A 13,345-nucleotide genomic window follows, 5' to 3' on the forward strand; every position below is an offset into this window, starting at 1 on the left:
CAATCAGGAATCAAACAGGACTTTAATCCGACCGCCATCCCTGAAAACTCCCACGTGATCCCCTTTTGATACCTTGTATGTCCGATTCCAGACGAACAGGGCATGAGGCTGGTACGAGCATTGGGCTAGCGATCTTTACGTCTTCCCCAATACCATTCAAAGCAACGATCCAAATCCGATTGACGATAAAGCGGCGCCTTTCGATCTTTTGTAATGGCTGATAAGAGTTTCCTATTGCGCCAATTAGTGATCGTTTTAGGATGTACCAGTAAATAATCCGCGGCTTGCTTTCGATTAAAAAGGTGTTCCTCTTCCGAGGTTTCCGATAGGCTTTTATGGTTTTCTTCAATATACGTTTTAATAATGGAAAGGATGATCTCCAATAAGTCTTTAATAGATTTAAGATAATGTTTCATAATGTGGTGCTTGGCTGCTTATCAGATAAGCTCGGCAATAAATCGTCAACCCTACACCACTTTGATTACGATCCCATACCTCTGATAAAGCATATTCAACAATAATTTAACTAATAAAAATATCAAAATAATAGGCCACAAGGCAGACATGTGATGAACTGAACAAAGTGAACAGTCGTTTAAGCTTTTTCCAGTTTAACATACTTACCGAAGACCTTACGATAATGTCTTCCAACCTGAACGTACCGGTCTCCGCTTCGTTCACCATCCTGATGTGCTTTGCGAATTAGGTTTTGTATATCATTGCGCATAATAACGATATGATCGCTCCGATAATCTATAATATGACTTATGGCCACCAGTGTCCACCGATTGATCTGCACACAAGTTTCTCGAGGCAAGTAAGCCTGCAAATCAGTCACCTTCATGTCCAGACTGTGCTGCTCACCATTCAATAAATAGAGAATACCTCCTATTTCCAGCTTTACGAAAGCTACCAAATGCCGTATCGGCACTTCTATGCTCATCTCATCCATACGAATAAGCAGCTGCTCTTCCTTCGTAGACGTTGCTTCTTCGTGTATAACCCGTAACTTCTTATCTGATGTCGCAAAATACCAGGCAAAATGAAAGAGATTTAGAAAAGGAATCATCCACCTAACCTCAATAAATTCCCTTTCCATATATCCGCTCGCTTCAAAATCCCCTGTGAAGCAATAAAAGAAAAATCGCACCGAGCCATATACAAAAACAATAGGTACTACAACACCCAAAAAGAATTGAAGCTCCAATCTTTTAAACCAACTATCCTCCCATGGAAGTCTTTGATCCAGTAAATTAGTGATACGATGCACGTAAGTAAGCACCCCATAAGCCACAGATACACTAAACGCCAAGCCTATCCAATAATTTGTTTGTCCCATAATTACCCAAACCGATTTGGTTTGATGATTCACTAAAATAAAGTGGCCGGCGGGAAAAGCAACGATGATACGGATGTAGCGTAAAAAATAATACCTTAACCGTCCCAAATTCGGTTTAAGTCTCATAATTAACAAGCCTTTAATTATTGTAATAGTTAATGAAATCTAGGTAAGGGTATCAAGAACCCTTGGTTAAAACGATGCATTTCGCCTGAAAAAGATTGCATTTCGCCTTTTTTTGCTTTTGCAGCCCTTTACATGCCCCGATGAGAAACATAGTTTTGAGACGAATAAACAAAAATTATTTTTTTATATCAAACTTAAATTTAACGATTATGGAAAAAGTACCATTTAATTCACTGGGTGTTAGCACCTTAATCAGCAATCTTTACGCCTTATCAGACGAGGCATTAAACAATGAAATGATTGATTTTGAGAGTAATCCAAGTAAGTGGTTAACCGCACATTTCGATTTCACTGAAAGTCAGTCAACCTATCTGGCACGGATGGACAGTGCTTTTCTGAGCTCCATGGCCATTGAAGTGAGTGATCATCTGGATGATAGGGAGCCTGTTGCCTTACTGAAAGAAGACAGGCCAAAAGATGGAGATGACCGAGGTAAATTGCTTCAATTTTCTTACACTAACAAGGATATTTATTCCTTAGCCGGTGGACGTCAGTTTACAAAAACATTGCTCATACAAATTAGTTATCCTAGCCATTAGCAGTGTTCAAATAATTACCCTACACCATTAGAACAAAACATTACCTAGCTGCCTTCGGTTTGAGCTCCCGCTGGCAGTCGGGTAATAAACAACAGACCAGAAATGATAAAACCTGTTTATATAGGTTTACCTACCGATAATAATGGCCATCTACTGTATAGTGAGCGCTTACCGGCAAATGCCATGCACCGCTTGGTGATGGCTGAAGTAAATTATTGGCAAAGCGACAAATTTTCCCTGATCGAACAGTATTACGATGCACCTGATGCCTTCATCTGCCTGGCCGATATACATGCCGATAGCCCCATAGAGGTGCCGATAAGTTGTGGGCTCTCTGATCTATATTGGCTTTATCAATTACATGGCAATTACCGTATTCACCTGGCGGACCAAACACGGCAGATCGTGTTGAAAACAGAGGGAACCAGCTACACGCAGATTTACGTACCCGAAGGCCAATACATTACCCGCTTTGATAAAGGGAAGCACCGGCTGTTTTATTTTGTTATCAAACCGAATTGGCTTCAACGGCAGGGACGACGTGCCATGGAAGGTTTCAACCACCTCCTCGATAGCCAACGGGCACAACGGCAGGAAGCGCAGCACAATCAGTTTTGCCCGCTTCACGATAAAGTTTACAAGTTGCTTCTTAGCCTTTTCACTTTACCCAAAGTCAAACGCTTCCATTATGATATTCTCATTTATGAGCATTGCTTTAGCCTATTGGATTTGAGCCAGGAAGACCTTAAAAGAAATAGTACATCGGCATCCACGGAAAATGACCTGCTCTCGCATATTAGAAATTATATAACCGAGCAGATACCAAAAGGAAACCTTATTTCGGTAGCGGATATAGCTGCATTTTTTAAAGTGAACTATCGGAGTCTACGGCGTCAGCATTATCAAACCTATGGTTACAGTTTAGGAGAATTCATCCAACATAAGCGGATGGAACAGGCAGCCGATTTCCTGATCAATACAGATATGCCCATTAAAGAAATTGCTTATTTCCTTGGCTATACCATAAATACCTCCTTCGACCAACGGTTTAAGCGGTATTATGGCACTTCTCCCTCAACTTACCGCCTGAATAATCTCAAAACATCGTAATGACCAAAAGATACAACATCAATTGCCACAAAACGCTAACTGCGCGTTGTGCATACCTATTAATTTTGCTTTCGGGAAACAATACTATTCATCATGAAACCATCATAATATATTCAAAACCATAGGGATGAATAAACGGCTTCGGCCATCTTGAATGCCGTTTAAAAACATACACTAATGAAAAATCTGATAGCTTCATCACCTTTCTAAAACAATTTATTAAAATGAAAAACCAACTAAGCATCCACAGTAAAAAATTCGCGGTATTTCCGGGCTGGCCGGTACCTGTTACAAAATTTCAGCCCCTGTTTGCAGCAAACGGCGAGAAAGGTTTGGCGGACCTGAAGATGCCCCGATTCTAAAACAAATGTAATATAAACTTAAAGGTAGCATTTCCCTTAAATGCATATATGCCCATGACACGTATATTTAACGCGCGACTACTTGTCGCAGCATTTTTCGGATCTATTTTGGCGTTGTTCTTATACCTAAGTTTAAATGCAAAGGAAAAACCTGTCCCGGTAAAAAGAGCAACTACTTACTATGTGCAAAGTACCAATCCGTCCAATCCGGATGAGTATGTGATTTCTCAAAGTCCTTCCGGTACGCCATGTTTGGAAACCGTTCAGGAGCATCCCTGTAGATTTACATCCCCTGATCCCAATCTGGGTTCTACGATAGCAAAAGAAACAGTGGATAACCAAGAGGATGATATTGAAATCATCGGATGGAGAACGACACAGCCGTAATCCGGTAACGGCCGGGCTTTATCAAGGGTATTGTGGGAAAATCCCCGGCCGTTTCTAGAATTAAATCTCATCTAAAAGCTTCGTTAGCTCCTCTACATTATATAAATTACTTGTATTATATTGGAGCACTTTATTGTTTTTATCAACCACTAAAAGCGTGGGATAACTCGTTACCTTCAAGTTTTTAACAAGAGGATGTTTCGCTCCCGGTTCACCGGTGTATAAATTCAGGGCATCCGCGGAGGTGTATTTGCCGCTTACCACACTTTCATTCCAGACATTGAATTTTTTATCGACAGCGATCGAAATAAATAAGATATCCTCCCGTGCTTTCATCCTGTCCTTAATCACCTTTAAAACATCGGCATAAAGTTTTGCGCAGGCGCCGCAGCCCGTATTCCAAAAATCAACGACTAAAACCTTACCTTTTAACGAAGCTAAAGATACTGGCAATCGGTCTTTATCCAATAATGTATCGTCAGGCAGTAACTTCCCGGTCATTTCATTTTTAAACACATAGGCTTTATTAACAACCGATCTGAGCTGTTCATCTTTCATGGTCGCTAAAGCGGTAGCAAACCATTCATCAGCTGTTTGCTGTGGAAGCTTCTCTTTTAAAAAGAAAGAGGCTAACAATCGGTCCCTTACTTTTTGGATCGGCTCGTTTAAAATATAGTAAAACAAGCTATCTATATCGTATCCTTCTGAAAGCTTAGTAGCCTTGCTTCGATATATAGCATTTCGAAAATAAAGAAACTGCGTTGACAGAGCCAATGCGCTGTCACTTAAACCATACACCTTTTCATCATCAAATGCCTGCAAATAAGACTGTACATTTCTATTTATCGCATACCCTTTTGCATCTTCAAAGATTTTCTGTGGTTGCTTGATTAAAAGATACTTTAAATGGTACAGAATATCCGCTTTCAACACTTCGTAACTGAGCTTACTCATTTGCCTCTCCCATCCTTGCAACATTTGCATTTTGCTTTCCGCTAATTTTGCCCATTTTATCAATAGATTTTCGTCCTGAAAGTCTGTCAAACGTGCCTTCTGATCCGGATTGTCGAGCAGCTCAAACCGTGCATTATATTTTTCAGCACCTCGTCCGGTACAACGGATGATGCTATTTGTGCCTGCGGCAGTCTCCTTATTTACAATCGTTAACGTGATACTGTCCCCTGCTTCCCAAAATTGGGGACGTGTCACCGGTTTCCTTCGATTCATAGCCCCCTTTGAATTTTTACTGACCTTATTCTTAAAAAGTGTAAAAAAACCTGCCGCTTCCACCCTACCCAGCTGAAAATGCACTTCTCCCCCGGCATCCGCAATACCGATCTTTTCATTGGCATCGTTCCATATCGGAGACCAAAATATTTCGTTCCCCAACAGCAAAAATACGGTATCGCCCGGAACGTTGTTCAAAAGACGGACATGGACTGTAAAACCATACCTGTCAACAACAGTGCCCGAAGCGGCTTTGCACATTAAAAAAAAGCTCGAAAACAGGATTGTTATAGCAATCCGACTATTATAAAACCATTTCATTTTTATCGTTGATTTTGGGTGATATTACTGATCTGTATTTCCTGTTCGGGTATGGGCAGCACATATCGATTTTCATTGGGCAATAATGAATACGTGACGCCATCGATTACACGTTCAATGCCACTCTGACGATCTGCTTCTTTATTCAACCGCCGGAGGTCCTCCCATCTTATATTAGCTGTAAAAGGCAGTTCTTTACGGCGTTCATTCAGAATAAGTGTTAAAAGCGCATCCTTCTGAGATTCATCGTCCACCAGATAGGTTCCGGTCTTATAACGTTTCATTAAAATTTCATTCAGGAAGTGCCTCGCCTTTGAATCGTCGCCGAGGCGGTTGTAGGATTCTGCCAGTATAAAGTAGATTTCGTTCAATGCTATACCGCAGAAGTTAGTTTGGCTTCCTGTATAAGTGCCGATAAACTTATGATTGCCGTTTACATCTAAATAAAATACAGACTTCCTCAGATCGTTATCATGGTAAGAACGATAAAGTTGTTCAGTAACGGAGCCGTTATAAGGCGGAGCCGGCATTACCGATAGGTATAAGGCCGACTCGGCATAGTAAATGATTTCCGGATTGCCAATTCCGAGCGCCGGGAAGCGGTAGGTATCCTCCAGATTAACTTTGGTTTCATCGTTAAAATCGAGTAAACCTGTATTTCCTTCAAGTGCAAGTTCTCCATAATGGAGACTCTGCCGGTAATCGCCCATCAGCAGATAAACTTTTGCCAGAAGCGCGAATGCCGCCTGTTTAGAAGGCCTTGTGGTGTAAGGAGATTGGCGATCCAGTAGTTCGACCGCCAATTCTGCATCGTGGATCATGAAGTCGAAAGTTTCCCGTAACGATGCCCGTCGGTAAACTACATTTACGTCCGGGTCGGTACGGAGCGGCAGGCCAAGCGCCTGCTGCGCAGCATTATCATCATATGCCGTGCAGAAGAGATTGACCAGAAAGTAGTAAGACAAAGACCGGAAGAAAAGAGCCTGGCCCTTGATATTGGCATATCCGGATTCACTTTCATCAATTTTCTTTAAACCTTCAAGCGCCAGATTCGCTATTTCAATCTTTGCATACAGGAAGTTCCAGTCGGAAGAAACACCGCTGTCCCAGATCTCCCGGTTCCATGTATATAAATTCCTTTCCAGTTGGGACATGCTGAGGTATTCAGCTTCATTCAAAAAGAGGTTATCGGACATTGCCAATCCGGCCGTGGAATACCGGCTTGTAAGTCCCGTCCCGTTATTCAGCAGATGCTGGAAGTCGGCCAGTGTTTCGGGTAGTACGTCACCTTTACTATTTTTAATATCCAGCCAATCTTCCTGTCTACCACAACCTATAAATACCGGAAAACACAGGATGAGCAGCAAGCGTTTCGCTATTTTTGTATACTTCATATTGTTAGATTTACAGATTGATGTTAACACCGAATGAGCAGGAAAACGGAGCCGGGTATAACCCGGCATCGGGATCAATTCCCTGCTTATTTTTTCTCCATATGATTCCTAAGTTGTTCAGATAGGAAAATAGGCTGATCGACTTTATGCCTGTCCGTTCGGTTACCGATGGCGGTAGTGTATAGCCGAATCTGATATCCTGTAACCTGATATGATCCGCTTCCTCAATCAGCACTTCGGCATAGCGGTAAAAAGTATTTCTACGGCTATCAGCGGGATACACCACAGAAGGCACCGAAGTACGGGTCTCATCTCCGGGATTTTGCCAACGTTTCGAATAATCGGTATGCCCTCCCGTTGAAATCAGTTCCGCATAGTTGAGGCTTATACTTGGCCGTCGAAAAATATATCCCATTTTGTAAACAATATTTACAGATAGGCTAAAGCCTTTAAAACTGAAATCATTTCGGAACGACCCGAAGATCGGTGGACGTGACACCCCACTGTAAACCAGGCTGTCGGGCTGATAGTTATTGATGATGGCCGCATAATCACGACTGACCTGCCCGTTCAATATCCCCTGCGGGTCTCCGCTTTCGGGGTTAAGGCCCGCCCACTTATAGCTGAACAGGCTGAATAATGACTTACCTTCAACCCCTCCCCCGCTCTGTATGGTACCGGAAGTCAGTGGTGCATCGTACTTCAAAATACGGTCACTGATAAAATTGCCGATAAAGGTAGAGCTCCATCGAACTTTTTTACGTAGGATATTCGCTGTCAGTAAGAGATCGACACCGTTGGATACGGTGCTGGCCGTATTTGCCATATAGTCTGTAAACCCTGTTTGCGGTGCCAGATTTGTCCGTTGTATCAGATCAATCCCTTTTTTGTTATAATATTCAATAGAACCTGTCAGCAAATTGTCAGTGGTTCCAAAATCAAGCCCGACGTTAATATTCTTAACCCTTTCCCAACGTAGCGATGCATTAGGGGCCCTTAGGTTATAGATTCGCCTGTCCCCTGTGTAACTATCATTTCCGTACACCCCCGTTAGATAGGCTCCGCCGCTCTGGTAGACATTGCCATTGAACCCATAGGTGGTTCTCAGTTTGAGGTAGCGGAGTGCTTTCCAATTATAAAAAGGTTCATCACTGATGTTCCAGGCCAGCCCGGCCGACCATAAAGGTGTTATCTTCTGATTAGTTTTTGCACCGAATATATTAGCGCCGTCTCTTCTGGCACTGAATGACAGGGTATATCGGTCTTTGAAGCTATAAGCTGTGTTCAGGTAATAAGACAGGTAGCGGTTGGTTATCCCCGTAACATTGGCAGGTGGACTCGGAATGCGCGCAAGCCCCGATGGGTTGACGGTAAAGTAATTCACATAATCAAGGTTTGTTATGGCAGTACCAAACTGATCGTCGTAACCGTAAGAAGTGGCATTTGTTCCCTCGGTTTTAAGCTCACGCACTTCGCCTCCCAACAGTGCATCAACACGGTGGTTTTTCCATCGTGGCGCAAAATTCAGTTGGATACGTCCGTTGTTCGAATTCCAATCGTAGTTCGCTGCCGATCGTATTCCCCCACGGGGAAAATGGTAGGTGATTGTTCCGTTGACTTCATCAATCATCGAAAACCGGTTGATCAGGTCTCTTGCGTAGAAAGTCTGCTCCGGCTGGTGGTTTACCATGCCAATCAGCTGTCTTTCGTTTTGGAACTGCGCATTTAAGCTTAAGAAGGGCTTAAACTTATAATCAAGTGAAAAATTAACCAACATGTTTTTTACCGAAGTGCGCTTGTCTGCAAGTTCAATTTCACGTAAGGGGTAATAACTCCAATCGAGCAGCCCCTGCTCCTGCATCCGGTCAATATAATCGTAGCGATAGGTTCTCGGTATACGTAAAGGTGTTCCATTTATATCGGCCAATTGCGCATAGGGAAAAACCCGGGCGTAACGCCCTCCCGTCCCCATGAAACTGCCATAGGCAAAATCATTGTTCTCTTCGGTAGTGCTGTTACTGTACATGACCGTGGTTACGATATCAAGCTTGGCCAATGGCGAATAGGTATTGGAGGCACGGAGCGTGGTACGGCGGAAACCATCGTTGATAAGGTTATCCCTGTTACGGTCATGACCGACCGAAAAGGTATAGGCAAGGTGTTCCGCTCCGCCCTTTAGGTTAACCGAATACTGTTGATTGAGAGATGTTCGGTACACATACTTCAGGTAATCTGCTCTTACATCCTTGTTGGTGTAAGCTGTGAAGTTTTCCTCTAATTCCTGATCGGTTATGAGATTGTTCCTGTGGTCATTCAATAAACTGACAATGGGAGAAATCGTCGGAAACGTTCTTGTATTATTTATATCGGCATTGAAATAGCCTCTTTCGAATAAATAACGTTCCACCTCTATAAACTGAGGGGATGACAGATAGTTTTGATCATACAGAATGTCGGGTTTTTCGCCCAATGACAGGTTGCTGCTAAAACCAACATGCATCGGTTGCCCCTTTTTACCCTTCTTCGTAGTGATTACAATAACGCCATTTCCCGAACGGGCACCCCAAATCGATGCTGCGGCAGCATCTTTAAGTACCGTGACACTTTCAATATCATTCGGGTTTATATTGCTGATTTCTCCTTCGTAGGGAAAATTGTCCACAACGATCAGGGGTTGCCTGGAAGCGTTGATGGTGCTCTGTCCCCGCACGTTTATACCATAGTTTCTGTTGGACAATGTTGCCGTAGCAATGTTATTTGAAGCTGAACCGTTAAAAAACACCCCGCTCGTTACCCCATCCAAGCGGTCAAGAATATTGGTTGATACCCGCCTGTTCAACAGTTCATTATCCACCTGCACAAAACTGCCTGTGGCGCGCTCTTTGGGTAAGGTTTGGTAACCGGTACTTACCTGCACTTCTTCCAGTTGGGTACCATCGCCTTGCAGTTTGATGGTAAAAGGCCCTGCTTCCCTCCTATTGAACGGCACTCGTTCCGGCCGGTAACCGATGTAAGTGATAAGCAGTACGCCGGTAGTGTCGACCGTCGATATACGGAAACTCCCATCAACCCCTGTAAGTACACGGGTGCGGCTACCTTGTATAGCAATCGTAGCTCCTTCCAAAGGCTGGTTATTATTTCCGTCAAATACTTTTCCTGTAATTGAATAAACGTTCTGCAAAGCCACGCCGTGGGCAGCCTCCTGGGAGGAGGACTGCCGGGCGTGTGCCAAACAAACACAGAACAAAATCTTTAAGGTTATAAGGTATACGCTGTAAGGTTTAAGAGCACGTAGTGCTCCCCAGATTTTTATAGTCTCGTAGGCAACATTTTGCGACGAAAAACGGTATCTACACCTAAATTTCCAGTACTTTTTTATACAATTTTTAGCCGCAAAAAACCAACAAAAAGTACCTTTAAACCTTCTTAAACCCCATTTCCCTGTAACTCGCGAGTTACAGGTGGTTTTTTCAGTATTTTTTTGTATACGCGATGGTACGTGCGAAAAACTACTCGTTGAGAAGAGAAAAGTATTCATCACTAATCGCTCATCTCTTATCATTAACGGCGCCTTGCACGCTGTACTTAATATTTTATTCTTTCGAGAGATGGCTTGAACCAATAGTTTCCTAACAGCACACACCCCTCCTATTAAGCGTAAAAATGCTTTCATTTGGGTCGATTTAATTCGGTTTAGGTTTAAAAAATTTTAAAAACCGACCCACATGTTACTAAGAAGACCTTAAAATTTGCTGGTTTAGGAGAAAGCCTTTATCTTTATAGGTAATTGCAATAACCAAAAGAACCGGCCTATTCTTAAAACCTAAGCAAAGCTTGGTTTACTCATAATATAGGGTCGGCAACAGACTAGGATATGGTTTTTTAAAACCTGCTTCAGGTTGAGCTTTTTTAGGCTTCTTCCTTATGCTATCCGCCTGTTTTATCTTTAGGCTACCTTATTCGGGTGAAGCGATTACGTTCTTTAGCATTGATTGAAAGGATTTAGGGTTTACCTGTGACTGATCGTAGTTGTTAACCAGTAATGCAAGTAATTCACGGTTTGGATAGTTTGGTTTAGTTCTTTTCGCTTTCATAATTTTTGATTTTATGGAAACGACGCTGCTGAGACACCTAAGAAACAATAAGGTGAGTCTCAATGCTTTGGCAAGCGGCACCGCTAAGAGCCTCCTTGACAAAGTCAAGGTTCCCCCAAAGTCTAACATGAGACCCACCCTATTGAATATGATACGACAAAGGTAACATAATTCAATGAAAGGGCGAGTTCACGGTTGACTCATGGGGAAAATTAGCGGTTTTCTTGCACGAGCAACATCGTTACGGTAGAGATCAACTCCTACTCCGTATTATCGCTTTAATCAACTAATGCAAAGATAAATATATAAAGTATAAAAACCAAAGATTTTAGACTAATTATTTAGATATAGATGACGGTACTCAAAGAATATGCTGACACACTAAGATGGTATATGAAGAAATTTGGTTTAGAACCGATTGATATAGCCTATTTAGCGAAGTCAGCTAAGAAGAATATTATAGCTGTACTGAATTACACTGGAAGTTTAGAATTAGAAACTCTAGAGGCTATATCGCAAATTTTCGGGCTGAAATACTATCAATTTGGAAATCCAGATTTTCCGATACCGAGTTTTGAATCTCTTCCAGATAAAACTAAAGAGAGAATCGCATATAGAAAAAAAGCTGGTAAACCTGTTTTAAAGGTCTATACTTCCTTAGAGCTAACTGAGAAAATAAGCGAGGTACTTTCCGAATATAAAACCGGATATGTTTTCCTTCCTTCTGAAATTGGCAATAAGGTAAATTCAAAGTTTGACCTCGGCTTAACGGATTTCAAACAGATCACAGACCGTTTCAAAAAGGATCTTCAAGGTATCGTTGAGAAGACTGGAGAAATTAATAAAATAGAGGGCAAACGCGGTAGACCCGAAGAATATTATAAGCTAATAAAACCTATCACAAAAAGTAAATCAAGCACGTAAATATTTATGCATCTATATCAAGAGAACTTTACAAATTGCCTTAATCTAAAACAACGGTTTATTAGGCTTCAATCAAAATTAGTCCGATCATCCATGTAACGCTTGCAAGCGCTCTTTAAAAGAGTTGGCTATAACCGCTTTTAAAGGATTGGCATTTTTAAAGGTGGTATGTTCTTTAACGACAGGCATTTAAAGTTCATAACCAATTTTGCAAAACACTCATCTGCCTGGACTACCGTATTGAATAGATCACAACAGGCAGGGAAAATTAACAGGATAAATACACCGAGCTTTTGGAAAAACACAATATGCTTTTAGAAGAAAACAACGAGCTCAAATATCAGCTAGCGGAGTTAAAACAAAAGTTGATTAAGAAGTAGGAAACTTTCGTACTTAATTTATAGCGCTTAAAAAACTTAACAAAAAAGCCGTCTCTTAAAACAAGAAACGGCTTCAATATATCTACAAATACTAGATGCTTAATTTTTCTTCTTTTTAGCCAAATCGGCACGGATTTTTTGGACGAAGTCGATTGATACTTCGGCAATACGTGCAATTTGTTCGTTAGATAATTTGAGCTCAGTAATCAAATTTTCAACCACATCATGGCTTTTCTTGGCTTCACCTTCAACTTTACCCCTTGCTTCGCCTCTACGAAACAGCGGATCTCGCTCTTCCTTAAAAAATTTTGTTATCGTTTCCATAGCTATATCCAATTGATTCTCTAATTTACGCAATTGCACTAACACACGCAACTGATTAAAATATCTGCTTTCAGACAAATCCCCACCGGAAATTGATTTTATTTCCTTTAGGATCGTCACAATAGCCTCTAACGGGCTATCATTTACAAAGTTAGCTAATACTGCCAATATTTTCTCTTCGGGTTTATCAGACTTAAGAAATATTTTATAGTCTACCGAGGAAAACGCGACCAGGTTATATCGGAACTGAAAATCTTCAGTTACAATAGCTGTTACCATCTTCGGTTTGGCCGAACCGATAAAAACAACATATTGCTTTACAGGTAACCGATACCTCCGCTGCAACATTATATTGTATTCAGCCATCCGGAACACCATATCGGACTCGTTCTTTGTTTGGTACTCTACATGCAGGACATAAACTTTATCGGATGCATCTTTTACCTTTTTGAGCAAATCGGGTCTGCGTTCTTTTGTATGCTGCAAATCATCGGGCAATTCTTCACTTTCTATTATATCGAGTTTTAGCAGATACTTGATAATACCGGGTAACACCACTTCCATGTTCTCACGGAAAATCTTATCATACTGATTCGCTTGTTGTTTGCTTTGACTCATTCAGATTTAGGTATAACGCAAATATAATAAATCTAATTTTTTTAGCAAAAAAATATTTAGCGATTCTATTTTTTAGAACGCTTGCTCATTAAATATTGTTAAAGAAAAAGAACAATTCCTCAACGGGATGTTATTAAAGT

At 41.5% G+C, this 13,345-nt stretch carries 11 protein-coding genes; 4 read left to right on the top strand and 7 right to left on the bottom strand.

What is annotated here, in order from left to right:
* Window positions 1-125: 125 nt before the first annotated feature.
* Together RYH73_RS19370 and RYH73_RS19375 are read right to left on the bottom strand one after the other, a co-directional pair.
* A complete protein-coding gene (locus tag RYH73_RS19370; protein ID WP_335315127.1) occupies window positions 126-416 on the bottom strand; it encodes a hypothetical protein in 291 nt (96 codons plus the stop codon).
* A 179-nt stretch (window positions 417-595) separates the two neighbouring features.
* Window positions 596-1,465, bottom strand: coding sequence for a hypothetical protein (locus RYH73_RS19375; protein ID WP_335315128.1), 870 nt, complete (start codon window positions 1,463-1,465; stop codon window positions 596-598).
* Window positions 1,466-1,674: 209 nt separating this feature from the next.
* On the opposite strand from RYH73_RS19375, the gene RYH73_RS19380 reads away from it, so the two are divergent.
* The 3 genes from RYH73_RS19380 to RYH73_RS19390 all read left to right on the top strand — a co-directional run bounded on the left by RYH73_RS19380 (window position 1,675) and on the right by RYH73_RS19390 (window position 3,923).
* A complete protein-coding gene (locus RYH73_RS19380) occupies window positions 1,675-2,064 on the top strand; it encodes a hypothetical protein (protein WP_335315129.1) in 390 nt (129 codons plus the stop codon).
* 102 nt (window positions 2,065-2,166) lie between these two features.
* Window positions 2,167-3,174: a helix-turn-helix transcriptional regulator gene (locus tag RYH73_RS19385; protein WP_335315130.1), complete on the top strand. Its 1,008-nt coding sequence runs from the start codon at window positions 2,167-2,169 to the stop codon at window positions 3,172-3,174.
* A 416-nt stretch (window positions 3,175-3,590) separates the two neighbouring features.
* The gene (locus RYH73_RS19390) at window positions 3,591-3,923 is read left to right on the top strand and encodes a hypothetical protein (protein ID WP_335315131.1); all 333 of its coding nucleotides are present in this window, start codon (window positions 3,591-3,593) and stop codon (window positions 3,921-3,923) included.
* Between the two features lie 60 nt (window positions 3,924-3,983).
* Here the strand turns inward: RYH73_RS19390 and RYH73_RS19395 are convergent, their stop codons facing one another.
* From RYH73_RS19395 to RYH73_RS19410, 4 genes are all read right to left on the bottom strand, one after another.
* Complete coding sequence (locus RYH73_RS19395; protein WP_335315132.1) at window positions 3,984-5,471, bottom strand: TlpA family protein disulfide reductase; 1,488 nt, start codon at window positions 5,469-5,471, stop codon at window positions 3,984-3,986.
* Between the two features lie 2 nt (window positions 5,472-5,473).
* On the bottom strand, window positions 5,474-6,865 hold the full coding sequence (locus RYH73_RS19400; RefSeq protein ID WP_335315133.1) for a RagB/SusD family nutrient uptake outer membrane protein: 1,392 nt from the start codon (window positions 6,863-6,865) through the stop codon (window positions 5,474-5,476).
* Between the two features lie 10 nt (window positions 6,866-6,875).
* On the bottom strand, window positions 6,876-10,538 hold the full coding sequence (locus tag RYH73_RS19405; RefSeq protein ID WP_335315134.1) for a SusC/RagA family TonB-linked outer membrane protein: 3,663 nt from the start codon (window positions 10,536-10,538) through the stop codon (window positions 6,876-6,878).
* A gap of 283 nt (window positions 10,539-10,821) precedes the next feature.
* Complete coding sequence (locus tag RYH73_RS19410; RefSeq protein WP_335315135.1) at window positions 10,822-10,959, bottom strand: hypothetical protein; 138 nt, start codon at window positions 10,957-10,959, stop codon at window positions 10,822-10,824.
* Between the two features lie 351 nt (window positions 10,960-11,310).
* Here RYH73_RS19410 and RYH73_RS19415 point away from each other — a divergent pair, with 351 nt between their 5' ends.
* Entirely contained in the window at window positions 11,311-11,883 is a 573-nt protein-coding gene (locus RYH73_RS19415) for a hypothetical protein (protein ID WP_335315136.1), read from the top strand.
* A gap of 479 nt (window positions 11,884-12,362) precedes the next feature.
* On the opposite strand, the gene RYH73_RS19420 is transcribed toward RYH73_RS19415, so the two are convergent.
* A complete protein-coding gene (locus tag RYH73_RS19420) occupies window positions 12,363-13,205 on the bottom strand; it encodes a hypothetical protein (protein ID WP_335315137.1) in 843 nt (280 codons plus the stop codon).
* Between the last annotated feature and the right edge of the window lie 140 nt (window positions 13,206-13,345).

The sequence above is a fragment of the Olivibacter sp. CPCC 100613 genome, from assembly GCF_036959255.1.
Classification (GTDB): Bacteria; Bacteroidota; Bacteroidia; order Sphingobacteriales; family Sphingobacteriaceae; genus Olivibacter.